The organism is Halohasta litchfieldiae (assembly GCF_002788215.1).
Lineage (GTDB): Archaea > Halobacteriota > Halobacteria > Halobacteriales > Haloferacaceae > Halohasta > Halohasta litchfieldiae.
In genome coordinates this window covers 1,594,556-1,617,475 of the sequence record NZ_CP024845.1, presented here as the reverse complement: position 1 = coordinate 1,617,475, position 22,920 = coordinate 1,594,556, and the positions used below count along the sequence as shown (strand labels likewise).

Annotated in this window: 20 protein-coding genes; 6 read left to right on the top strand and 14 right to left on the bottom strand. The window is 58.2% G+C overall.

What is annotated here, in order from left to right; translation table 11 throughout:
- Positions 1 to 97 precede the first annotated feature (97 nt).
- The 4 genes from HALTADL_RS08155 to HALTADL_RS08140 form a co-directional block, all read right to left on the bottom strand.
- Complete coding sequence (locus HALTADL_RS08155; RefSeq protein ID WP_089672685.1) at positions 98 to 1,102, bottom strand: Cdc6/Cdc18 family protein; 1,005 nt, start codon at positions 1,100 to 1,102, stop codon at positions 98 to 100.
- A gap of 162 nt (positions 1,103 to 1,264) precedes the next feature.
- Positions 1,265 to 5,158, bottom strand: a complete 3,894-nt coding sequence (locus HALTADL_RS08150; RefSeq protein ID WP_089672686.1) for an Eco57I restriction-modification methylase domain-containing protein — start codon at positions 5,156 to 5,158, stop codon at positions 1,265 to 1,267.
- Positions 5,159 to 5,344: 186 nt separating this feature from the next.
- Positions 5,345 to 6,079: a hypothetical protein gene (locus tag HALTADL_RS08145; protein WP_089672687.1), complete on the bottom strand. Its 735-nt coding sequence runs from the start codon at positions 6,077 to 6,079 to the stop codon at positions 5,345 to 5,347.
- Positions 6,080 to 6,223: 144 nt separating this feature from the next.
- Positions 6,224 to 7,138 (bottom strand): serine/threonine-protein kinase RIO2, encoded by a 915-nt coding sequence (locus tag HALTADL_RS08140; RefSeq protein WP_089672688.1) that lies wholly within the window; start codon positions 7,136 to 7,138, stop codon positions 6,224 to 6,226.
- A gap of 157 nt (positions 7,139 to 7,295) precedes the next feature.
- Between HALTADL_RS08140 and HALTADL_RS17730 the strand changes: the two genes are divergently transcribed.
- Both HALTADL_RS17730 and corA read left to right on the top strand, forming a co-directional pair.
- Complete coding sequence (locus HALTADL_RS17730; protein ID WP_177171924.1) at positions 7,296 to 7,457, top strand: hypothetical protein; 162 nt, start codon at positions 7,296 to 7,298, stop codon at positions 7,455 to 7,457.
- The gene (gene corA, locus HALTADL_RS08135) at positions 7,454 to 8,440 is read left to right on the top strand and encodes a magnesium/cobalt transporter CorA (RefSeq protein ID WP_177171925.1); all 987 of its coding nucleotides are present in this window, start codon (positions 7,454 to 7,456) and stop codon (positions 8,438 to 8,440) included. The genes HALTADL_RS17730 and corA overlap by 4 nt, the downstream gene beginning before the upstream one ends.
- Here corA and HALTADL_RS08130 read toward each other — a convergent pair.
- Positions 8,437 to 9,894 (bottom strand): HPP family protein, encoded by a 1,458-nt coding sequence (locus HALTADL_RS08130; RefSeq protein ID WP_089672689.1) that lies wholly within the window; start codon positions 9,892 to 9,894, stop codon positions 8,437 to 8,439. The two genes, corA and HALTADL_RS08130, sit on opposite strands and share 4 nt — an antisense overlap.
- Before the next feature lie 121 nt (positions 9,895 to 10,015).
- Here HALTADL_RS08130 and HALTADL_RS08125 point away from each other — a divergent pair, with 121 nt between their 5' ends.
- Positions 10,016 to 10,819 carry an endonuclease III domain-containing protein gene (locus HALTADL_RS08125; protein ID WP_089672690.1) on the top strand — a complete coding sequence of 268 codons (804 nt, stop codon included), beginning with the start codon at positions 10,016 to 10,018 and terminating at the stop codon, positions 10,817 to 10,819.
- On the opposite strand, the gene HALTADL_RS08120 is transcribed toward HALTADL_RS08125, so the two are convergent.
- The 6 genes from HALTADL_RS08120 to HALTADL_RS08095 all read right to left on the bottom strand — a co-directional run bounded on the left by HALTADL_RS08120 (position 10,816) and on the right by HALTADL_RS08095 (position 15,573).
- Entirely contained in the window at positions 10,816 to 11,295 is a 480-nt protein-coding gene (locus HALTADL_RS08120) for a DUF7332 family protein (protein ID WP_089672691.1), read from the bottom strand. The two genes, HALTADL_RS08125 and HALTADL_RS08120, sit on opposite strands and share 4 nt — an antisense overlap.
- Positions 11,296 to 11,347: 52 nt before the next feature.
- Positions 11,348 to 11,713 carry a methylglyoxal synthase gene (locus HALTADL_RS08115; protein WP_089672692.1) on the bottom strand — a complete coding sequence of 122 codons (366 nt, stop codon included), beginning with the start codon at positions 11,711 to 11,713 and terminating at the stop codon, positions 11,348 to 11,350.
- Between the two features lie 62 nt (positions 11,714 to 11,775).
- Positions 11,776 to 12,864, bottom strand: coding sequence for an aldo/keto reductase (locus HALTADL_RS08110; protein ID WP_089672693.1), 1,089 nt, complete (start codon positions 12,862 to 12,864; stop codon positions 11,776 to 11,778).
- A gap of 42 nt (positions 12,865 to 12,906) precedes the next feature.
- Complete coding sequence (locus tag HALTADL_RS08105; RefSeq protein WP_089672694.1) at positions 12,907 to 14,088, bottom strand: DHH family phosphoesterase; 1,182 nt, start codon at positions 14,086 to 14,088, stop codon at positions 12,907 to 12,909.
- 150 nt (positions 14,089 to 14,238) lie between these two features.
- Positions 14,239 to 15,144 (bottom strand): NAD-dependent epimerase/dehydratase family protein, encoded by a 906-nt coding sequence (locus HALTADL_RS08100; RefSeq protein ID WP_089672695.1) that lies wholly within the window; start codon positions 15,142 to 15,144, stop codon positions 14,239 to 14,241.
- Positions 15,145 to 15,573: a DUF5791 family protein gene (locus tag HALTADL_RS08095; RefSeq protein ID WP_089672696.1), complete on the bottom strand. Its 429-nt coding sequence runs from the start codon at positions 15,571 to 15,573 to the stop codon at positions 15,145 to 15,147.
- A gap of 103 nt (positions 15,574 to 15,676) precedes the next feature.
- On the opposite strand from HALTADL_RS08095, the gene HALTADL_RS08090 reads away from it, so the two are divergent.
- Positions 15,677 to 16,768, top strand: a complete 1,092-nt coding sequence (locus HALTADL_RS08090; RefSeq protein ID WP_089672697.1) for a tubulin/FtsZ family protein — start codon at positions 15,677 to 15,679, stop codon at positions 16,766 to 16,768.
- A gap of 11 nt (positions 16,769 to 16,779) precedes the next feature.
- Here the strand turns inward: HALTADL_RS08090 and HALTADL_RS08085 are convergent, their stop codons facing one another.
- On the bottom strand, positions 16,780 to 18,126 hold the full coding sequence (locus tag HALTADL_RS08085; RefSeq protein ID WP_089672698.1) for an alkaline phosphatase family protein: 1,347 nt from the start codon (positions 18,124 to 18,126) through the stop codon (positions 16,780 to 16,782).
- Positions 18,127 to 18,362: 236 nt separating this feature from the next.
- Here HALTADL_RS08085 and HALTADL_RS08080 point away from each other — a divergent pair, with 236 nt between their 5' ends.
- Positions 18,363 to 18,800 carry a DUF5788 family protein gene (locus HALTADL_RS08080; protein WP_089672699.1) on the top strand — a complete coding sequence of 146 codons (438 nt, stop codon included), beginning with the start codon at positions 18,363 to 18,365 and terminating at the stop codon, positions 18,798 to 18,800.
- Between the two features lie 11 nt (positions 18,801 to 18,811).
- Here HALTADL_RS08080 and HALTADL_RS08075 read toward each other — a convergent pair whose 3' ends face one another.
- A complete protein-coding gene (locus tag HALTADL_RS08075) occupies positions 18,812 to 19,819 on the bottom strand; it encodes a zinc ribbon domain-containing protein (protein WP_162551699.1) in 1,008 nt (335 codons plus the stop codon).
- A gap of 156 nt (positions 19,820 to 19,975) precedes the next feature.
- Positions 19,976 to 20,965: a zinc ribbon domain-containing protein gene (locus HALTADL_RS08070; RefSeq protein WP_089672701.1), complete on the bottom strand. Its 990-nt coding sequence runs from the start codon at positions 20,963 to 20,965 to the stop codon at positions 19,976 to 19,978.
- Between the two features lie 98 nt (positions 20,966 to 21,063).
- Between HALTADL_RS08070 and polX the strand changes: the two genes are divergently transcribed.
- Positions 21,064 to 22,833, top strand: a complete 1,770-nt coding sequence (gene polX, locus HALTADL_RS08065) for a DNA polymerase/3'-5' exonuclease PolX (RefSeq protein ID WP_089672702.1) — start codon at positions 21,064 to 21,066, stop codon at positions 22,831 to 22,833.
- The last annotated feature ends 87 nt before the right edge of the window (positions 22,834 to 22,920 follow it).

The window sequence follows — 22,920 nt, the reverse complement described above, 5'->3', positions numbered from 1 at the left end:
TATAACACGTCAATCAAGGCTTTACACAACCTCTAAGTCCTGCACTACATGACAGAATTTCGTTGCGTATTGTAATCCTCTGAAATGGGAGTGGGAATCACGAGTATGATGCATAAGTCCGAGCTTTCGTGTTTCCCTTGGCGAATATCAGATTATACTGCTCAAGTTTCGAGAGGTGATTCCGCATCGTCCGACGGGTCTTCGGATCGTCGACAGCCTCACAGTAGGCATCGTAGAGATCTCCTGCCCCGATCTCTCCGGCTTCGGTGATCGTGTCGTAGAGAACCTGCTGATGGTCGGTGAGTTTGTCAGTGGTCTTCTGCCTGATTTCCGATTTCGCTTCCGGAACCACTTGCTCGATCACGTCGAGGGTAATACTATCGTCGCCGTTCTGTTGTGCCACCCGTGCAGCGTTCCGGAAAATGCTGATGGCAACCCGTGCATCGCCTGCTGCATAGTCGGCAATCGTCTCTAGCCGTTGGGTGTCGATAGCATCGGGTTCAAGCCCCCACCGTGCGCGATCTTCCAAGATCGTCACCAGCTCCGAGATATTGTACTGGCCGAATCGAATCCGTGGACACGCCCCCAGACGACTGTTCAGCCTGTCATCGAGTGTGCTGAATACGTCCTCCTCTCGGTTAGCGATCAGAACCATTGTGATGTGTGGTATCCGGTAGAGGTCGTATAGCAGGCTCTTGTCCTGTAGCTGGTCGACTTCATCGAGAATCACGACGTAGGGCGGGCCGTCGTACTCTCTGAGGCGTTCCAAGAGCTCGTCTTTTGGCGTCGACTGCCGGTGAATATCGAACGTGCTGTCGATGCCATCGAGAAGCCTGTAGAGCGTTTTGAATCGCGTGTGATCCTCCCAGCAGTTCACATACTGGTAGTTGAGGCCGACAACGTTCTCTCGCAGCTGTTCGATGGTGAACTGAGCGATACAGGTCTTTCCAGCTCCCGAGGGGCCGTAGAGGAGGGAGTTTGTGGCTCGTTCACCGTCGACGATTGGGCGCAGGGTATCCGACAGGTGGCTCACCTCTGCTGATCTGTGCTTTACGTCGTTGGGGACAAATTCGGGCTGCAACACCCGTGCGTCCGTAATCATGGATTCTGATATGTTCTTCTGACACATAAACGGAAGTGGGTAGTTTCCGAATCTTCCGAAAACAAGTAATTCGGTTATCGTCCATAGAAGCAGTCGACAGGGACAACAGGTTAGAAACAACCTATAACGTGGTGAGTATGTTCGGTGAGCGGGCAGATGTCGCTATTGCGTCGACTCTTGGACTGGTTCGGCCTCTTGGTCGGCCAACTGCTCGTATTTTTCAAGCACCATTTGGAAGTAGTCTTCGTCCATGAGTCGGGGGTTCTGCACCCGGTGGAAATCACTCAATACGAACGCCGTCTGTTCGTGATCTAATCCGTACGCATGAAACGCCGCTGCGTCCATCTCGGCCTGTACTTCTCGACGCTTGCTTACATCAATGACAGGCTCAATCCCATCCAGCCGCTCTCGCATCTCTGCAAATTCGTCATCGTAGCAGTTGAGCTGGGCGGCTCGAGTCCAAATGTACTCAAACCACTCGTCACCCTCGGTAAGCCGGGGGACCTGTGACTCTTTGAACTTATACATGACAATATTACTATCGACCTTCGTTCTCATTAGGAAATCAAATGGTATTGAATTCAACAGACCAACGGCAGCAAACAGTTCTTCATCAGTGAATATGGCATCATAGGCGGAGTGTAGCGGGTAGTCAGTGAGATCGCCTTTTTCGGGATTGACCTCGAATTTTTGAATAGTGTTGATCGCATGATGGCAAACATTATTTGGAGGGATAACTGCTGCAATCATTGTCCGTTCATCAGTAGAACGAGCAATATTCCGTATGACAATACGGTAGTCGGAACAATCTAACAGCACGTCTTCGGGGCATAGCTCTTTACCTCGGTGATCATCCAACAGATCGTTTACGAATGATACCTGTGATCCGGTCCCATCAAACGCATTATACAGACCTCGTTTCAGCTTAGGTAGTGTTTTTTCACGGATTCGACGCTTTGCACTCTTCTTTGGGTCGACATCTTCGTCAACACTCCAAAACTCTGGAGAGTCAATATCGAACAGGCTGCTATTATGTGCGAATTGGTAGATGTTACTACCACCCAATACAGGATAGTCGCCTTCTTGTTCAGATTCTACGAACCTATCAGTATCATTTGCTCGATCAAGTTCTCTATACGGTGTAGTGTACCAACCACCTGCCTGATGATCTGAGAGTGGTGGATGTTGTAGAATAGTGTTCAGTACATCCGCTTCTTGTTGTGATTCAACATATGGAAAAATCCGAGCTTCTGGAGAATAATCAGAAAGTACCTTACGAGGAATCTGTAGAGCAGATTCATTTATATCATTGAGTATGTCAATATCTCTCTGTTTGAATATCCCCGAAAGCTGTTCTGTGCGTCCTTGGTTCTCAAAGACTAACACCCCAAAATTGTACCGGTTGTCTATTGCTGGGAAGATACCGTTGTTCTCGAATGTAACCAACGTCTGAATCGATGCCTCATCAAGTAGTTTCATCCGCAAATCCTTCGTTGATGACCCGTTGAATATCGCTCCAGGTAGCACTTGAGATACCATTGCATCCTCTCGTGCGATGTTGAATACTCGTTCTAAGAACAACGCAGAAAGATCATTGTCGCTGGCCTGCGTTCGGCCCGCTACAGTTGGTCGCTGTAGTTTATAGACTCCAGAATGGTTGAAGTACGCAGCCAGTATTTCGATGTCACGCTGATATTCTTCCCATCCTTCTCTAATTTCTTCATCCTCCAGTAGCTCTTCCTGTCGCTTGTCCTTCTTTTTCGGCATATAGGTCCGGAATCTCTCGTCGTAACGAGTGAAATAGTCGTCCCGAACCGGTGTTATTTGATCCCACGGTGGATTGCCCACGATCACATCGAACCCCCCGTCAGCGTACACTTCGGCGTACTCAAGCACCCAGTGGAATGGATCGAATGATTCGACCTTTTCGGACGTTATATCCTCAACACCAGCAGCTACGAACTCGTCTTTCACGTCGTCGACCAGCTCGTCTCTCGCTTCTTGGAGTAGCTGATTGGCTTCCTTGCGATGTTCTTCGGCCTGATCGCTCGTAATCGCCTCTTCGTAGGCCGAAATCTCGTCAATAATGTTCTCGTAACGGGTTCTGACCGTATCCTCGTTGAAGCTATCGAGCGTGTAGCCGTCGCCGTCCTCGGTCGTCTCGGGGAAGCCGGTGTATCCGATCAGGCTGTTGCCCTGCCGGAGATTGAACGCGATATTCGGCAGTGCCAACTCCTCTTGATCCATCGTCTCCAGGTCGTCTTCCTCCAATTCAGCAATCACTGATAGCCAACATCTGAGCTTGGCGATCTCGACAGCCGGGCCGACAATGTCGACGCCGTAGATGTTGTTCTGGACCGTCTTCTTCTTGAGCTTCTGTTCGTGTGGGTAGGTGTCGTTCTGTGCCCACAACGCCCGTCGAACGCCGACGATCTCCTCTAACACTGAGGTCAAGAAGTGCCCACTCCCACACGCCGGGTCGACTACCCGGAAGTCGTTGACCTCATCGAGTAGCTGGCCGATCAGGTCTAACGATGCCGGAACCGACTCAATCAACTCGTAGACGGTATCGTAGTTCTCTAACTCGGCTTCGGGCCACCCGCGTTCCTCGATTAACACTCGTTTGAGCCGGTCGAATAGAGCTGGCCGAACCGTTCGCTCTGCACTGAACCGAGTAATCTCCTTGGGCGTATAGTATGCTCCGAGTTCCTTGTTTTGGTCGGCGTTGTCGGCCGTAATGTAGTTGATAGTCTTCTCGAAGACGTTGCCCAGCACGCTCGGATCGAGGTCGGTAAGTGAGCCGTCCGTAGAGAAACTGTAGCTCTCAAGCAACTCAAGAATGGATTTGAGAACGCTGTCCCGAACGTCGAAATCCGACTCTTCGAACGCCTCGCGGTCGCCGCTCCCGTCGTGCTGGATCGACGGCCGGAACAGTCCACCATTCAGGTACGGAATATCAGCGAACAGGTCAATATCCTGTATTTGCGGTGAGCGTTTATCCGGACGCTCGTTCAGCACATCGTAGAACAATGACTGGATGAACGACTCGTAGAGCGAATCCGTGTAAAGGCCGTCCTCGTAGGTATCAAGGATGCTCTGTAAGAGGTCCGGGCGAACGATACCCTTGTCTTCCAGGAATTTGATGAAGATAAGCCGGTTCATCATCTCCACTGAGAACAGCCGCGTGTCGTCGGCGGTCGCCCCCTCCGGTGCGATCACGCCGTCGTGGGTGAGTGAGCGGGGTGTCTCCTCGGACTCGTTGACAATCCCGAAGACGTACCGAATGTAGTCGTCGTAAAACTCGTCGGTGATCTCCTCTTGCTTCTGCTTGATTACCTGGCGGGCCTCGCCCGCGATCGACCGGAAGTTGGTAAACTCGAAAGTCCGAACTAGCGTGTCGACTCGTTCAAGATCCGCCTCAAAGACAGCCTCTTCCAGTGGTTCGCGTGGTCCGACTTGATTCTCGAACAGGGCGACAAACACCGGCTGTAGATCCACCTCCTCGATGACGTTGTGGGTGTAGGAATCGGGATCGTAGCGAATGAACGTCCACCGAAGCCCGTCCGTGGCGAAGCCGAAATCGGATTCAAACTCTCGTTGGCTCAACCAGCTGCGAACCTGCCCTTCGCCATGTTCTCGGGATTTGAGATCTTTGTTGATCGGCTCGGCCTCAATCAACAGCCGAGTAGAATCAATATCGTCGTAGTCTCGTAGTGAGATCGTGTAGTCGGCCACTTCCGTCCTACCCCCGGAAAGGCCACCGGCCTCGGTATCGTAGCGATACCCAAGTTCGTCCAACAACGGCTCGATGACGGCGTTCTGAGTAAACGGTTCAGGCTGTAGGCCGTCACGGGTCATGCTACCTTTCAGAACGTAAGAGCCGCCACCACCGCTCCGTAGCATCCGTTCTAGCGTCTCGTCATCTATCTGTTCGCGGAGGTTAGATATCGTCGCGTCGACGGCCTGTAGAAGATCCGCCCGCGATTGGACGTCGACAGTCGTCTCGAATGCCTGCTCGACAAATTCGGTGGCTGAGGTGGCTGATTGAGGGGGCATATATGTGGTGAGTGTTCGGTAACTACTCTACGGAAACCCGCGTTTGCTGATAAGTTCTTGGATAGACCTAACACAGACCGTGAAAAATCATAGTACGTGAGTGGTTACGCTGGTCGACTCGGCTGTCTGTAGGATACGGTGTCGACCCGAAATGCGAGAATTATTCCCTAATTCGGATTAGAACGATTATTTCTGGACCGCTCGAATCTGATCAAACAGCTTCCAAATATATCTACCAAGTTTGGTTGACCAATCTGGATTCAGCGGGGTAGGATTGATTACATCTATTCCTTCATGAGATACCAACCGCTCACCCACGCCCCAGTGATGACCTTCTCCTAATACAATACAAGCGGAGTCCACATCATCGGTATGAGATTGTATTGTACCCGCCATTGCGTCCTCTCGCCGAGAGTTCACAAAATACAGCATTATTATGAACAACACGAGGGTAGTCATGAGGAGTACCAGAGTGGAAATATAGATCGTGCCTAAAAGCGAATAGTATCTTGACGCGAATAGTGGGACTGCAACGAGTGGACCCCAGTTGAGGAATGCCCACCGCAACGGGTTCTCGTAGATAGGGAGTGCAGGATGTACTAGGTCGATCTCTTGAATCTCTGCCCCATGTTCGTTTTTAATCCGTTGCATGATGTCCTTATCACGCCCTTTCGATCCTCCACTGACTATTGAGAGAATTAACCCACCAATAGGGTAAGCTACAAGCACCAGAAACGCGGCTCCAAGTGAGATCAATGGCGCTCGTGGAAACAGGTGAGTGATTACCCGTATTTGTCCAGTTCGTGTTGCTTCGCCAGCTTCACCGAAGACAACATCTGGTGATTCAAGATGTTGGTTGATAGCGTCAACACGCCCGCTAACCTCGTCAATATGCGTTCCAGAGGAGATGAATACCTCCATTTATCGGATAAAATATTGAGCTAAAATAAAATTGTACCGACAGTCCAGATTCTATATCATAAGAAATCTGGTGGTTAGTAGAAATCCATCTCCCGAACTTCTGTGGAACAGTACTAGATGCTGTTTGATATCGCGCTCTGTAGTTTATGGCTCTGCATACGACCGGATCGATTCTAGTTCGTCGTCGACAATATCATCCGCGAGCACGCCCAAATCGACTGATTCGGGGGTTTCCGAGGGATATTTTCGTCGGAAGTAGCCGTAGATGTTTTTCAAGTCTCGGGCCAGCAGCTCGTCACTGTTCTCGTGGTCGGTTGGGACTGCTTGCGGCCAGTCGAAAATCGTAATCCCGTCTTCGTCGACAAAGACGTTGTACTCGCTCATATCGGCATGTACGTAGCCCTCATGGTAGGCTCCAGTCATCTCTTCGAGAACCAAATCCAGCACGCCGACGACCTGTTGGGATTCGAGTCGCGCACGCGAGAGCTCTGCGCCGTCGAGTTTCTCCATCACGATGGCGTGGCGGTTCTGGTCGACTGGCCGGGGGACCGACACATCGGGATACAGGCTTTCGAGGGCTTCATACTCCTTTTCGGCAGCTTTTCGGGCGGTGTAGAGCCATGAGACGTGGTTGCGGTCCGAAGTGTACTCCCGTTCGCGGTCGACCGCCCGGAAGTTCGTATACCCCTCACGGTGATATTTCAGCGCCAGCGGCTGGAATGACATCGCCTCGTAGACGTCGCTTTCCTTACCGACACCCAAGGGTGAGCCGACGCCTTCGATGGTATCGCGCTCCGAAAAACTCCGGAGGGCAAGCACGTCGTACCCCTCAAAGGTGAGCTGGTAGCCCTCGTATTGGATCGTTTTCCGCTGGATCAACTCGTGTTTCATACAGCGGTCGAGCCGGTAGTCGACTTCCTCGCTCGTCAGGCTCGAATACTTCGGCAGTTGCTCACGTTGGACCCACTCCGAAAAGCGCATCCCCTGCTCGATCCCCGACAAGAGATAGAAATCCGCGGGTTCGAGCTCCCGAAAGAACGACGCGACGTTCTGAACCATACCTAGGGGAGGCTATCACGGCCTAAAAGCCCGACGAGTCGACTAACCTCGCGTCAATAAATGAGATAGTGCTATACAGAATCGAATGGTTTGAGATACGATTCCGTCCTCCACTGTCGACCCGTATCTTCTTCTAAATCGCGCTGAACGTACAGGTATGGAGTGGCGTACAGCGACCGGCGTTGGCCTGTTTGTCGTCGGAATTGTGGGGTATACCGCCGGTGTATCTCTTCCGTATCCCGGCCGAGAGTTTTCGCTGACGGCGGTCATGGTCGGTATCGCTATCGCAGCGATTGCACAGTCCGGGGAGACCATATGAACCTCCAAGCGATGGTGTACACGGATAGTGGCGCCGAGCAGTACGACGATCTCGAGGCGGCGCTCTCGGCACCCGGCGAAACGTGGGTCCACGCCGAGGGCACCGAGTCGACCGAACTGGACCTGTTGAGCGAGCGGTTCGACATTCACAAACTGGCTATCGAGGACGTGCTCGTAGACAGCACTCGCCCGAAGACCGAGGAGTACGAAACCCACACGTTCGTCCTCATGAAGACCGTCCGGCTGAGTCAACGCGACGAGGTCGACTTCCACAAGGAGGTCCAGACCCAGTCGGTCGGCTTCTTTATCGGCGAGGACTGGCTGGTGACGATGGCAGCCACCGACATCGATGACGTCGATCCTGCAGCCGATCAGTGGCTCAAAAACGGCCGCCGGATCGCCGACCGCGGGACCGATTTCCTGGCCTACCGAATTCTGGATACCATCGTCGACGACTACTTCGCCATCCTCGATGAGATCGAAGACGACATCGAGGCGGTCGAAGAACGCGTCCTTGATGAACCAGATCCCCAGATTCTCGAAGATTTAAACGACGTCCGACGGGATCTACTGGCATTCCGCAAGGTCGCCTGGCCCGCCCGCGAGTCGATCTCCTATCTCTCTCGTGGGGATATCCCGCAGGTCGCCGACGACAACGAGAAATATTTCCGGGATGTGTACGATCACCTCGTGCAGGTCGTCGACCTCATCGAGACCTACCGGGATCTGTCGGGCGGCTCCCGGGATATCTATCTGAATGCAGTCTCCCAATCGACCAACGACGTGATGAAGACACTGACTGTCGTAGCGACGATCTTCATCCCGCTGACGTTCGTCGTCGGCGTCTACGGCATGAACTTCGCCGGCACGCCGTTGGCGATGCCCGAACTGTCTTGGACCTACAGCTATCCTGCGGTCATGCTCGGAATGGGGATTCTCGCCGTGCTAATGTTGGCTCATTTCCGCGGCCAAGACTGGATCTAACGTCCGCGGTGGACGATAGCGAGATCGCAGTCGACGGTGTGAATTTTCTCGAAGGTGGGCGTCGAAAAGAACCGTGAGGCGACACTCCGCCTGTTGCTTGCGCCGACAATCACCAGATCGTAATGTGAGGCGTTGGCTTGGAGGAACTCTTCGACCGGCCCGTAGCCGATCCGGGTTTCGATGGGTTTGGCAAACGATTCGACGAGGTTGTCGAGCATCGTTTCGGCGTTCCGGCGTTCGGTGGCGTTCGAGATACAGCTACAGGCCGCGATGCGTCCGGTCGACACGAGGCGATGGGCGAAATTCAACATCGTGTTTGCCTGCTCGCCCGGTCCGCGAACCATCACGAGGATGCGGTGCCACGTGGTTCGTCCACTTGCGGGCCGGAAGACGACGGTGTCGGTCGGCCCGTTGAGAAGCGTTCTGACAAACCGGCTGGGTGTTCCCTCGTCGGCCTCGTAGGGGCTGACGATCAGATCACAGTTTTCGGCCGCGGAGGTTTCGAGAATTGTATCCCCAGCCGAGCCGTCTTCGGCGACGACCACGAACTCACAGGGGACGTCGACGGTAGATTCGACCAGTTCTTGGAGCGCTTCGAGTCGCTGGCGAGCTGTCTCGGTGATTTGGACTTCCGCCGTGCGAGTGACGTCCTCCTCGGAGACGGGTTCGGTCGTCGTAGCCTCAACTTCAGCTTCGACCTTCTGTTCGGTTTCGGCAATCGTTTCGGTGCTCACCGTCTGCATCAACACAATCTTGCCGGCCTCGTGGGCCGCGGCGAGTCGCGCGGCGAAAAGCACTAACGACTCGGAGGCGTCGCTCCGTATCGGCACGAGGATCTGGTCGTCGCCGTGGGTCGACTGAAACAGATACTGCGCACGCTCCTCGTAGAACTGTCGACGCCACACGAGGAACACGCCGGCGACGATGAGACTCGAAACGACGATTCCACCGACATAGGCCAGTTGGTTCGAGCCGGTGACGAGGACGAGCAGTGCCGAGGAGTACGCCGAGGGCTCTTCGAGCGAGAACGCCCACGTCACGACCCCGGTCAGAAAGATGCCGAGGGCGGCGGCCCCGGCGTTGACTCGGAGGTCGCCGAGCGGCACGGCAGTCCAGTACTCGCCGGTGAAATTGAGGACGAGCCAGCCGCAGATCGCCCCCGCTGAGATGCCGCCGACGAATCGTCGTGGCGAGGCGTACCGGCCGCCCGGATTCGAAAATAGCGTGTAAGCCCCCGCAGCCAGCGGTGGATACACTAAAAACGACACGACCGGAGAGGCGTTCGCCAGCCACGTCACGCCGCCGACGAGCAGCGGGACGATCACGAGCGCCGAGAGATGAAGGAGGTTTTCGGGGTCCTCTAACCAGTGGCGGAACGCTCGTATCTCTCGCCGCTCAAACCGACGGAGTCGACGCTGTGTCGACTGATACCAGTATACGAGCAGCTCCAACATGAGATGGGTATAGTCGACGCTCAATCATGGCTCTTTGGTCCGACATCCCGCGGGACGATGCAGAATTGATGGCTGGGGATGCCGCACAACCGTTTTAGCTTCTGTCGCCGTGAGCAGAGATATGCCTGAGGAACCGGTCGACAACATCAGCGGCGGCGCCAGTGGCGGCGGCCAGTCGACGCAGTTCGATCCCGCAACTGCTGGGACGCGGGCCGAAGCAGTGGTCGACAGGCTGGGCGAACGCTACTGGCAGAAAGCCTACGGCGGCCAAGCCGCCTTCGAGTGTCTGGTCCGGACGATCTTGAGCCAAAATACCAGCGACACAGCGAGCCAACCCGCCCACGACGAACTGATGGCACGGTATGGGGGCGAGTCGGTGGATCTGGTCGACGCGCTGGCCGACGCCGAGCAGTCGACGCTTGCCGAGACGATCAGTGGAGCCGGACTCTACAACCAGAAATCCGAAGTCATGATCGATGCGGCGATAGAAATCCAAGCCGAGTTCGGGAGCGCGGCCGAGTTCGATTCGTTCGTCAAAGACGAGTCACCGTCGGTCGTCCGGACGCGACTGCTCGATATTCGTGGCGTGGGTCCGAAAACCGCCGACTGCGTGTTGTTGTTCGCTGGGGGTCGTGGGGGTGTGTTTCCGGTCGACACCCACGTCCACCGGATCGCCCGCCGGATGGGGCTGGATCCCCCTAATGCCGACCACGAGGCCGTCCGGGCGGCTCTCGAAGCAAACGTCCCGGCGGAAAAATGCGGCTTCGGCCATACGGCGATGATCCAGTTCGGCCGGGAGTACTGTACGGCCCGCAAGCCCGCCTGTCTCGACGGGCCGGAGGCCTGTCCGCTGGTCGACCAGTGTGATCAAGTAGGTATTGATGAAATCAACGAAACCGCAGTCGACCCTGTCGACACCAGTTAAGCGAACTCACAGGAGGCGTTTCCGACGGGGCCATCGATTGGCGTCTCGGTATCGTCGTAGCTGACGTCACTACCGAACATTGGCAGCTCGAACTGGTAATCGTAGGCTATCGAAAACGGCCCGAAGGGGTCGTTGAGGAACCCGCTGAGGCTCTCGAAGCCGTCGAAGATGACGCCGGTTTTGAGTTCGATGATCGGCGGGCCACCAGTCGACCCCGAGAGTTCGACCCCCAGTGCGCCCGGGCCGCCGAGGTTCGTCAACAGCGAGAGATGAATCACCATCCGAATTTCGGGCCCCTGCGTGCCGATTGTGAACTCGTAGCCATCATCCACGAAACAGCGGTCGACGGTGCCCGAATCGGTCCCAGTGGTCGACGAGCCTGTAGTGGTCTCCTGTGCGCCGACAGCCGCGGTGAGCGGCATCGTCAAGAGGAGAAAACAGCAGACGACCGCAACGACTGCTGACCGCGGGAACATACCCGTATATTCACGCCACACCGCATAAACACCACGGTGAACTGACTGGTCGTTAGTTGAAGATCTGGCTCACGAGTAGCTCCGCCGAGGCCAAATTCGTCGCCAGCGGAATGTCGTGGACGTCACAGAGCCGAAGCAGTGCCGAAATATCCGGCTCGTGTGGCTGTGCGGTCAGCGGGTCCCGAAGAAAAATCACGCCATCGCAGTCGTCTTCGGCGATCTCGCTGCCGATCTGCATATCGCCACCCAGCGGCCCGGACTCCTTGCGCTCGATATCGAGATCGGTTACTTCCATCAGTCGCTTCCCGGTCGTCCCGGTCGCCATCAGATCAGCCTCCGACAGCGCCGATTCGTGGTCGCTCGCAAACGCCATGAGCTCGTCTTTCTTCTTGTCGTGAGCAATCAGTGCAAGTCGCATTCGTCATCCCATCGAGACTGGGGGCGCTTAATTCTCCCGTTGCCGACAGTCTCTACCCTCGACTATTCGAAGACGGCATCGAACGCCGCGGCTCCCAGCGGGTCGAACGTTCCGGCGGCGACGTTTTCGGCGACGTGGTCGACAGAGCGCATGCCGACCAGCGAGGTGGTGACGCCGGGGGCGCTCCGGGCGAAGTTGATCGCTCGCTGGGCGACCGTATCGCCCGACAGTTCGGCCTCAACCGCCGGTGGCAGCGCGACCGACAGATCGCCCTGACCAATGCTCGCGCTGGTGACCACGGAGAGCCCGGCGTCGTGGGCGTATTCGAGCGTACTGACCAGCCCCTCGTCGGTTGGCTGTGCGTCGACCGTGAAAGCGTCGGCCATGTCGACGTTGAACGGCAGTTGGATCGCCTGCAGCCCATGCTCCGCAGCGCCAACGCGGTCGGCGGCGGCTGCAGCGCGGTCGAGTACCTCCGGCAGTGAGAGATACTGCTGGTGGGATTGGGGCACCCGAAACGCCTGCCACGTCGCCAGCCCGTAGACGCCGATATCACCCGCCGCACGGCGGCGTTCCAACAGTTCGAACGCTTCGTCGAGTTGATCGTAGACGGTTTCGGGGTCGACATCCAACAGCTGTGTCTCCGGATTATGGAGGTAATAACAATCAATGGTTTCGACACCCAGATTCGACAGCGACTGGTCGACCATCGCATCGATGAAGTTCGGGTCCAGCGAGTGGCTGCCCCGAACCAGCGTGTCGGAGTCGACGATCCCCGGCTCGACGAACTGCTCGCGGATATACTGGCCGGGATCGCTGGGTCGCTCGCCATCGAACGGGAGGAAGCCACCTTTCGTTGCGACGACAATCGCATCGCGGTCGATATCGGTCGACTCCAGAACCTCGCCAACGACGCGCTCGCTGCGCTGACAGCGGTAGTTGACCGCGGTATCGATATGGTTGATGCCGTTTTCGAGTGCGGTTTCGATGGCCGCACGGTACTGGTCGTCGACGGTGTCGGTCGGCTCTCCCAGATAGGTACCAATGCCGACCGAGGAACAGACGCCGGGCGGAAACCGGCGGAAGAAGGTGCGGCCAAAGCTGTCGCCGAACCGGTCACGGTAGCCCCACGTTCCGTCTGCGGTTGCCATACCAGTGGTAGCCCGTCTGTCGAAATAAACGCAGGGTTCGCCTTAGACGTCGCCGGACATCGAGGAAAACAGTCGCTCGACCAGCGCCTCACGCGGGACGGTCTCGGAGCCGATGGGCTCGCCGCCGTCGGACAACTGCGGTTGGGGAGCGATCTGTCCGCCACCCATGCGTGCGTGGCCGCCCGCACTGGCGTTCGAGATTCCCTCGGTCACGCTTTCGAGCACCCGGCCCATGTGGACCCGGTCGTCCCGCGAGCGACCCGAGAGGTGGATCGTGCCGTCCTTTTCACCGGCAATAACGACCGCGGTTACCCCTTCCAGTCGAATGATCTCGTCGGCGGCCTGCGGGATCGCATCCGCGTTCGAGACCGGGCCGACATCACAGACCGCAAACGAACCCTTGATGCGTCGACCCGCGATGGCGCGGGCTTTGATTTCGAGTACTTCGGCGTCGACCTCCGGATTCGCAATTCGGTCGAGTTGGTTCTGGTCGACGCCCGGATACAGATAGGAGGCGGCCTCGAAATCCACGGCCGCCGCCCCAACGGTCAGGTTCTTGGTATCCGAGAGAATGCCATACAAGAGTCCGGTTGCGGCGGTCGACGGCAGGACGTACTTGCTGCCGGTTTCGCTGGCGTGTTGCTCAGCGGGCACCGGCACAGCACCGATTTCTTCGAAATACTCCGCGACGATGCTCGAACAGGAGCCGTAGTCGGTTCGCACGTCGGTAAACAGTTCACCGGTTCCCTCGCCGGGGTGGTGGTCGACCACTGCCAGCGGCAGGATTCCCTCGGCCCCGCTGAACCCGCGTGGCGTGTTGTGGTCGACCAAGATCACGGCCTCCGCGGCGAGGTCGGTGACGTGATCGATACGCTCTAATTCCAGTTCGAGTACGGTCCGAAACGCCCGATTCTCCTGATGTCTAATCTGTCCGGAGTACTGAATCGTTACCTCGGTGTCGAGCTGGTCGGCGAGAGCGGCGACAGCCGTTGCCGAGGCCATCGCATCGGGGTCGGGGTTCGGATGCATCAACACTGTGACTGCATCCTGATCCGCAAGGAGCTGCTTAAACCGTTCACCGTTCGACTGGCGGAGCCATCGGTAGACGATTGCAGCCAGTCCCACCGCTCCGGCGATGGCAACGATTGCAACGAACAGCTCGGTTTGTGTCCCCACGAGATCCTCGATCACCGTGAAGATCCCGCCGACAGCTACCTGCCCCATATGTCCACTGTCTGCATCATTCAATATGAAGGTTGGCAGCGTTTCCGACCGCTAAGCAAGGACATAATCAACACCTAGTGTTTCGAGTACTGGTAGACAGCGCCTACAGCAGGACTGCATCGACGACCGCCTTCTGTCGGTAAGCTGTTCCTACTCAATGTTCTCGCTTCGGTAGGCGTCGACTGCCGCGCGGTACCCCTCGCGGAACGTCGGGTAACGGAGATCATACCCGAGTTCACGGAGATACCCGTTTGAACAACGCTTGCTTGTGAGAATTCGTCGACGTGCGGCTTCGGAGAGCTCGTCGTCGGTAAGTCGCTGTTGTTTGGTCTCTTTTGGGGGATTGCCGACGCCACACTCGTTCGCCAGCCAGTCGGCAAACGTCCATTTGTCGGCTGGCTCGTCGTCGGTCACCAGCACGACCCCATCTCGCGCGCGGTCGGCAATCAGTAGATAGCCAACCGCCCCGGCAGCATCCTCGCGGTGGACCATATTTAAGTATCCTTCTGTGACTGGACCCTCAAGATAGCGTTCGAGTCGGTAGCGGTTTGGTCCATAGAGTCCGGAAAACCGGGCGACGGTGCCGTCGATCCCGTACTCCGCGCTTCGCTCGCGGGCGATCCGTTCGGCTTCGACGAGCACTCGGGTCTTCTCGGTTGTCGGATCGAGGGGCGTCGACTCGTCGACGAACTCGCCGTCGTGGTCGCCGTAGACGCCGGTGCTCGACGTGTAGACGAGTCGATCCGGCGGTGATTCGCGCTCGCCGTAGCTCTCGATGACGCTGTCGAGTGCCTCAACGTAGATTCGCTGGGCGGCCTCGGCATCCCGGCCACCGGAGGAGGCCGCGAACACGACCCACTCGGCGTCGGGGAGGTTTGAGACAGCCTCTGGATCGGTGAGATCGGCCTGATGGGCCTCGAAACCGGCGTCTTCGATAGCCGCACAGCCCGACTCAGAGCGCCGAACGCCGACGACGTCGTAGCCCGCCGCGGTGAGTTGGCGGCCGAGTTCGATCCCGATGTAGCCACAGCCCAGAATGGCGACGCGGTCGACCATCTAGCGCTCCCAGCCGTCGATCACTGACTGGATCGCGGCCAGCTGTGAAAGCGTCATCTCGGTCCGCCCCTCGATTGCCTGCTGGACCTCTTGGGCGGTGAGATCCACGTCGATGTTCGCCGCAATCGTGTCGACATCCAGTACTGAGGTCGTCATCCCCAGCAGCAAGTGATCCCGGAGTTCGAGGACGATGGCCTCTGCGTCCGGCGTTTCGTCGTCGACCGCGAGAATCGCGGCGGCCTCTGTCGCTGTGAGTGTCGGTGAGCTGCCCTCGGCGAGGGCCGCGATGCGGTCGGTCTCGATCTCGCTTTCGTCGACAACCGTCTCGGTTCCAACTGTCGTGATCACTGATCGGAGTCTGTCCTCATAGGCGGTTTGCAGCGCGGATGCCGATGGATTCGATAGCTCATCGGCGACGGTATGTAACATACCGGTAGTTACTGAGCCTGCAGGAAAACGATTGTCACTTCCATGCTGGCAAGTCGATGACGTGGGGGCAACATTGAAGCGGGCTGATCAATCATTTTTGGATATGAAAACTGTCCTCGTTGGTGTTGGGCAAGCCGGTGGAAAGCTCACCACAGCGTTGGCCTCCTTCGACGAACAGATGGGGTTCAACGCAGTTCGGGATGCCCTCGCAGTCAACACGGCCTCCGCAGACTTCCAGTCGATCCCCCTTGAGACGCTGCTGATCGGCCAAGATCAGGTCAACGGCCACGGTGTCGGCGGCGACAACGAACTCGGTGCGAAGATCATGCAGGACGACCTCCACCAGGTCATGTCCGCACTCAGCAGCCGGATCTCAGCCGAGACGGAGGCGATTTTCGTCGTAAGCGGGCTTGGCGGCGGCACCGGCTCCGGTGGCGCACCCGTGTTGGCCAGTCGACTCACCGAGGTGTACGACATTCCGGTGTACGGTCTCGGCGTCCTCCCTGGCTCGAACGAAGGGTCGCTCTACCAGATCAACGCCGGGCGGTCGCTCAAAACGCTCGCCCGTGAGGCCGACGCGCTCCTGTTGATCGACAATGATGCCTGGAAGGACTCCGGCGAGAGCATGTCTGAAGGGTATGCTGCGATTAACAAAAACATCGCTAGACGGGTTGGCATCCTGTTAGGTGCCGGTGAATCGCCCGAGTGCGTCGCAGAGAGTGTGGTCGACTCCAGCGAGATCATCAACACGCTCCGGTCGGGCGGTATCGCCTCGCTGGGCTATGCTAGCACGCCGGCCGCCGAAGACGCCGCTGAAAACATCAACGTCATCACGAGCACGACCCGCAACGCGATGCTGACTGGCGGGAGTCTGCCGGGAGCGACGAAAGCCGATTCGGCGCTCGTGATCATCGCTGGCGAATCCGAGCGAATCTCCCGAAAGGGCGTCGAGAAGGCCCGCAAATGGGTCGAAACCGAAACCGAGAGCATGCAGGTTCGCGGTGGGGATTTCCCCATCGAGAGCAACCGGTTGGCCTCGCTGATTCTGTTGGGTGGTGTCGAACGCTCCGAACGTATCCAGCGGTTCATGACTCGCGCCGAGCAGGCTGCCACGGAGGCCGCGGAGGTCGAAAAAGAGGCCCCCGACGACCCGAAAGAAACGTTCCAGAACGACGACCTCGACGGTCTCTTTTAGGCTGCTGGCGGTTATTTCAGGAGGCTCGCACCGTCGAACTCGGTGCGGCCGTACTCGACGTCCATCAGATCGAGGATCGTCGGTGCGATGTCGAACAGATCGGCGTCCTCGATGGAGACGTCCGGATCGTCGACCAGCAGTGTCGCGTTGTCGAAGCTGTGCATCCCGTTTCGTGGGCCGAGTCCGAAGACGTCCTCGTAGCCTTTAAACCCGGATTTGAGATCGAAGCCGTGGTTCGGGATTGCCACGAGGTCGGGGGCGATATCGTCGTGATCGCCACGGAAGGCAACCTCCTTTTCGACGACACGTTCACAGACTTTCTTGCCGTCAGGCCCTTCGAGGGCTTCGAGTTCGGCTTTGAGCTCCGAGCGAACCTCGTCGTACTCGTCCTGTGGGACGCTTCCGCGTGGCTCGCGGTCTTCGAGGTTGATATAGAACCGACCGGGGATCAGCGAGTAGGCTTTGGTGTCGTCGGAGATGTCGCCGAGTTCGCTGTGGTCGTCGGCGGCGTAGGAGAGCCAGCCGTTCTCTTGGAGCCACGTGTTGCAGTGTACTTCGTGGTCGAGGCTGGTAAAGCCGTGATCCGAGGCGACGACGAGCGTTACATCGTCGGCCAGCTGGTCGCGAATCTGTCCGATGTAGTCGTCGAGCTGTTCGTAGAACTCGAAGAAGGCCTCTTGGTTCTCGCCGTCGCGTTCGTAATCCTTGAACAGGAAGTGGTTGACCCGGTCGGTGGTCATGAAGACGCCGAAGAACAGATCCCAGTCGTCGGCCTTGAGATACTTTTCGAACGTCTCGTACCGTTTGTCCATCGTCTTGTGGGCGTGGTCCATGAACTCGGATTTGTCCTCCTTGTGTCCGAGTTTGGCGTTCACGTCGATCAGGTAGCCGTTGGATTCGAGGTACTCTCGGAGTTCGTCAGGCTGGCTGGCTTTGTCGACGCCGGGCGAGAGAAAGCCCGAGACCATTCGCTGGACGTTACGCTGTGGGGGGAACGTCACGGGGACGTTGAAAACGCTGGCGTTGCGGCCCTCCTCGGTGACACGGTCCCAGATCCGGGTCGCCTGGACGTCCTGGCCCATCGGCACGTAGGTATCGTAGGAGCCGATATCCCGGTCTTGGAAGCCGTAGACGCCGGTTTCGCCGGGGTTGACACCCGTGGTGAGGGCCGGCCAACAGGCGCTCGACTCCGGCGGCACGATGCTGTCGATTGCCCCCGCAGAGCCCTCGCTGGCGAGGGCCGCGAAGTTCGGGAACCGATCTTTGTGTTCCGACAGGAGGGTAAACGGAACGCCATCAATACCGATAAAGGCGACGCGAGGTGCGTCGTCGCCGCGCAACCGATCAAACAGACCCATAGTTCTGATACTGGTGATTACCTTAAGAAGGTTCAGTTTCGGGGCGATTCACGACAGTATCTATGACGGACGCCCCAGCGACCCCACAACCGGTCGACCACATATCTGCCTTCACGAACTCGATCCGGTCGCAATCGACCGATTCGCTCACCAGTTTATAAGCAATCCCGGATTACATCTCTCCCGATGACTGCACAGTCGACACACCGAAGTAGAACCCGCCCCTCCGACTGCCTGTGAAGGAGTATCAACGCAAACAACTGCTCGAACGCGTGGGCCGGGACGGCTCGACGGTGGGTGTGCAGCTCCCCGAGGCCATCGATATTCAGGGCGAGGTGTTGGACCTCCAGAGCTTCGTGTTCGAGATCAAACGCCGAGAGACGGTGCCGCCGGGCGAACGCGAGCGCGTCGACCAAGCCAAACGCAACCTTCGCCGGGAGCGAACCGAACGCCTCGGGCAAATCGAAGACAACGAAGTGAGCTACGAGGAGGGCGAGGAACTGGCCGAATCGATTATCGGCATCGACCGCGCGCTCAACGCCCTCGAACAGTTGGAGCCGGTCGACCTCGAAGCCGAAGCCCAGCGCCAAGATGCGGCGGATCAGAAACGCTGGACGATGTTTCTCAAAAAGGCACTCGGTCATACGGATTCGAGCCGTCGGGGTGGGCGGTAGTCATATCGACGCTAGCTGGTTTCGCCAGCCATCTCAGCCATCTCAGCAGTCGACAGTCGCTCAGTCTCCCCATTGGCAGTCGACGATTCGCTGATCCCGACTTCGGCTCTCGCACAGTCGACACAGTAGTAGTTGTGGTTGATCTCGTGAGGAACCACCGGAATCCCCGCGACGACGGTTTCGTCGCGTCGACGCCGGTGGAGACCACCGGTGATGTCGTCGCCGCAGACGACACAGGACTCCTCGCACTCCTCGTAGGGGTCGATGATGCGTTGATCGACCGTTTTGAGTCGACCGAACTTCGTGAGGCGATGGCGGTTGCGGAGCCGGCGTTTTGCCGGCGGAAAGAACACGATTCCACCGAGGATCAACCACAGAGCGGTGACTCCACCCAGAAGGCTCCCGGCACTGAGTGCGAGCACGGACAGAAATAGCCCGGTGAACAGCAGGCTACTCCCAATCAGATACGAGAATGCCTTTGAGAAGCCCGAGTCGACCACCGGCTCACGGCCCTCGGATCGGTCCGTTTCCGACGAGTCGGACGGCCACTGGTTGTCGACCGAGAGGTACCGCGTTTCGGCGCACATCATGTAGTGGTACCAGCCGTAGAGGATGTTGCCAACACCGTACGTTGTCAACAGCAACAGGGCATGGAGCAGAAGCGAGCCGATGTTCCGGTCGACGAGCGTGACACGGTCGCCGTAGTCGGCGTCGAGTTCCCAGCCAGCTTTGACGTGATTTCTGACGCGCTGACGGAACTCTTCATGTGTTTTTTGGCTGTGAGCACTGCCGGACTGATCGGTCTCGCCACCTGAATCTGACCGTGGGTGACCACACTGCGAACAGAACTCGTCGTCGGAATCGAAGGCTTCGCCACAGCCCGGACAGAAGGCCGCCCGCGAGGGATGGCTGACAGTCACTCCACACTGTGGGCAGAAGTTGGCCGCAGGGTCGACGGTCGCCCCACAGCTGTGACAGTAGGGTGACTCCGACTCGGAGGTGGTCGTCGTCTCGGGCACTATATGTGATTGTAGCTGTCGAATATTCAAAACTTCGGTCCCACGGGTTGATTGGTATTGTTGATCGTGAGTCAGCCGACAGCAACTACTTCAAAAGGATTGGGCCACGAGGATTCGAACAGTCGGAACCAGCGATAGCGCCAGTATTCTCTACCGTCACTCCATTTCAGCCGTCGACACCGTTTCGGCTTCCGCATCATTAGGCGGCATCTCGCCTCCCGCGTTCCCGCCGAAGAGATCCTGCGTTGCACACTGCTCACAGTAGTAGTTGTGATCCAGCCCGTGGGTCACGAGCGGGACGCCCGCAAGCACGGTCTCGTCGCGCCGTCGACGGAGCAACCCGCTTCGGCCTCGTTTGCCACAGATGATACAGGGGTCGTCATATCCCTCAGTTGGATGGACGACACGGTGGTCGACGCTCTTGAGGCGGCCGAACTTTGTAAGGCCGTGTCGACGGCCGAGTCGGCGTCTGACCGGCGGCAAGATACTGAGCCCACCGAGAGCAAACAGGACCCCGAGCACACCAAGCATGGGAGCCGGTGTGCCGACAGCACCGACGAACAGGAACCAGACGGCGAAGAACCCGACGAGCCCGCCCGCGAGATACGACAGCACTGCGTTCGCGGTGTCGCTACCGGTGGCCGTGGTGTCGCTTGCCGAGCCGGCTCCGGGCGGTCGCGGCTGTCGACCGTCACCGACCGAGAGATACCGTCGCTCGGCACGTTTGGCGTAATGGTACCAGCCGTACAGGAGGTTACCGACGCCACTGGTCGTAAACAGCAGGAGGACGTGAAGCGGAATTGAACCGATGTCCCGGTCGACGAGCGTGACGTGGTCGCCGCCATCGTCTTTGAGTTCCCAGCCGGCTTCCAGATGGGCAGTGACGCGTTGCCGGAAGGCGGCCTTCGTTTCGGTGGTTTCGGCCGAGTGGCTCTTGCTTTCGGTCGACTGGCCACTGTCCTCGCCTCGTGGGTGACCGCAGTGCGAACAGAACTCGTCGTCGCTGTCGAAGGCCTCACCACAGTCCGGGCAGAACGCCGCCAGCGAGGCCCCGGTCGCCGTCCCACACTGTGGACAGAAGTTCGCTGTCGGGTCGACGGTCGCCCCACAGTCGTGGCAGTCCTGTGGTCCCGGGGGTGTGGTCATGGAAGTCGACTAGCAAGTGTCGGTGACGAGTATTCAAATTTTGGTCAGTCGACACGACCCGGAGCTAAGTAGCCGGCTCGCAAACGAACGGACAACAGATGAGCTACAACGACGAGATCGCCCGGTTGCTCTACGAGTTCGCCGACAGACTCGAAGCCGACGGCGTCGAGTACAAGCCCAACGCCTACCGGCGAGCGGCCGAAAACATCGCCGACCACCCCGAGCCAATCGACCAATTGGCCATGAGTGGCCAAGCGGAAGTCGAGAAGATCGACCGCGTGGGCGATGCCATCGCCTCGAAAGTCGTCGAATATTTCGAAACCGGCGAGATCGCCGAACTCAGTGAGCTACGAGAGTCGATGCCCGTCGACATGGCCGCGCTCACGAGCGTCGAAGGGGTCGGCCCGAAAACGGTCGGTACCCTCTATGAGGCCCTCGATATCACCGATCTCGACGAACTGGAGACCGCCGCCGAGGCAGGCGAGATTCAGGAAATCAAGGGATTTGGCGCGAAAACCGAACAAAACATTCTCGACAACATTCCGTTTGCCCGCCAGAGCCAACAGCGCGAACGCCTCGGCGACGCGCGACCGATTGCCGACCGACTGCTTGACTACCTAGACTCTGTCGACGCAATCGAGCGTGTCGAAGTCGCGGGATCCATCCGGCGCTGGAAGGACACCATTGGCGATGTAGATGTGCTCACCGCCAGCGAGGACAGTCAGGCGGTCGTCGACGCGTTCACCGAGTGGGAGGCAGCCGACGACATCATCGAGGCCGGCTCGCACAAATCCAGCTTGCGGGCCGACGACGTGCGCGTCGACCTCCGGGTGGTCGTCCCAGAGGAGTTCGGCGCGGCCCTGCAGTATTTCACCGGCAGCAAGGACCACAACGTTCGGCTCCGGAACGTCGCCATCGATCAGGAGCGTAAACTCAACGAGTACGGCGTGTTCGACGTCTCGGGCCTCGATAGCAATCCCGAAGAGTCGACCGACGAGGATGCCCGCCGCGAGGGGATCCGACTGGGTGGCGAAACCGAAGCCGAAATGTACGAGGCACTCGGCTTGCCGTGGATTCCGCCGGAGCTCCGGGAGGATACCGGCGAGATTCAAGCGGCCACCGAGGGAGAACTCCCCGACCTCCTCGAACAGGCAGCGATTCGTGGCGACCTCCACACCCACTCGGAGTGGTCCGACGGTCGCTACACGATCCGGGAGATGGCCGAAGCCGCCGCCAACCGTGGCTACGCGTTCCATGCAGTCACCGACCACGCCGCGGGCGCGGGCATCATCGAATCAATCGGCCTCACTGACGAGGACCTCCGCGAGCAGGCCGACGAAATCGCGGTGGTACGAGACGAGGTCGACATCGATCTGCTCCATGGCGTCGAGACGAACATCGAAGCCGATGGCTCGCTCAGTACGTCGACCGATCTACTGGCCGATCTCGATGTCGTGGTCGCCTCACCGCACAGCGCGCTGGATCAGGACACCGAGACCGCGACCGAGCGGATCTGCAAGGCGATTCGGGAGCCGACGGTCGACATCATCGGCCACCCCACCGGCCGGATGATCAACAGCCGCGAAGGGCTGCCGCTTGATGTCACCACCGTCGCGGAGTGTGCAGCCGAACACGGAACCGCACTGGAGGTCAACGCCAACCCGTTGCGCTTGGATTTCCACGGCGAGGCCGTCCGCGCAGTCGTCGAAGCCGGTGGAACGATTGCGATCAACACTGATGCCCACGGGCCGGGAGCCTTCGACAACGTCAGATATGGAGTCCAGACCGCCAGACGCGGCTGGGCAGAAGCAGACGACGTGATCAATACGTGGGACAGCGACCGACTGCGGTCATTTATAAGTGAGTGATCGCTCATCGCTCACCCAACAACACTATTTTATAAGTAGCTAGTTCCTAATCCGACGGTAACCGGTGATTGTTTATAAGTAGGCGAT

Coding starts and splice junctions, on each gene's coding strand:
- HALTADL_RS08110 (WP_089672693.1), bottom strand. CDS start 12,864: ATGGCAACCGCAGACGGAACGTGGGGCTACCGTGACCGGTTCGGCGAC.
- HALTADL_RS08120 (WP_089672691.1), bottom strand. CDS start 11,295: ATGTTCCCGCGGTCAGCAGTCGTTGCGGTCGTCTGCTGTTTTCTCCTC.
- HALTADL_RS08150 (WP_089672686.1), bottom strand. CDS start 5,158: ATGCCCCCTCAATCAGCCACCTCAGCCACCGAATTTGTCGAGCAGGCA.
- corA (WP_177171925.1), top strand. CDS start 7,454: ATGAACCTCCAAGCGATGGTGTACACGGATAGTGGCGCCGAGCAGTAC.
- HALTADL_RS17730 (WP_177171924.1), top strand. CDS start 7,296: ATGGAGTGGCGTACAGCGACCGGCGTTGGCCTGTTTGTCGTCGGAATT.
- HALTADL_RS08070 (WP_089672701.1), bottom strand. CDS start 20,965: ATGACCACACCCCCGGGACCACAGGACTGCCACGACTGTGGGGCGACC.
- HALTADL_RS08115 (WP_089672692.1), bottom strand. CDS start 11,713: ATGCGACTTGCACTGATTGCTCACGACAAGAAGAAAGACGAGCTCATG.
- HALTADL_RS08140 (WP_089672688.1), bottom strand. CDS start 7,138: ATGGTTCAGAACGTCGCGTCGTTCTTTCGGGAGCTCGAACCCGCGGAT.
- HALTADL_RS08085 (WP_089672698.1), bottom strand. CDS start 18,126: ATGGGTCTGTTTGATCGGTTGCGCGGCGACGACGCACCTCGCGTCGCC.
- polX (WP_089672702.1), top strand. CDS start 21,064: ATGAGCTACAACGACGAGATCGCCCGGTTGCTCTACGAGTTCGCCGAC.
- HALTADL_RS08130 (WP_089672689.1), bottom strand. CDS start 9,894: ATGTTGGAGCTGCTCGTATACTGGTATCAGTCGACACAGCGTCGACTC.
- HALTADL_RS08105 (WP_089672694.1), bottom strand. CDS start 14,088: ATGGGGCAGGTAGCTGTCGGCGGGATCTTCACGGTGATCGAGGATCTC.
- HALTADL_RS08095 (WP_089672696.1), bottom strand. CDS start 15,573: ATGTTACATACCGTCGCCGATGAGCTATCGAATCCATCGGCATCCGCG.
- HALTADL_RS08125 (WP_089672690.1), top strand. CDS start 10,016: ATGCCTGAGGAACCGGTCGACAACATCAGCGGCGGCGCCAGTGGCGGC.
- HALTADL_RS08090 (WP_089672697.1), top strand. CDS start 15,677: ATGAAAACTGTCCTCGTTGGTGTTGGGCAAGCCGGTGGAAAGCTCACC.
- HALTADL_RS08100 (WP_089672695.1), bottom strand. CDS start 15,144: ATGGTCGACCGCGTCGCCATTCTGGGCTGTGGCTACATCGGGATCGAA.
- HALTADL_RS08145 (WP_089672687.1), bottom strand. CDS start 6,079: ATGGAGGTATTCATCTCCTCTGGAACGCATATTGACGAGGTTAGCGGG.
- HALTADL_RS08155 (WP_089672685.1), bottom strand. CDS start 1,102: ATGATTACGGACGCACGGGTGTTGCAGCCCGAATTTGTCCCCAACGAC.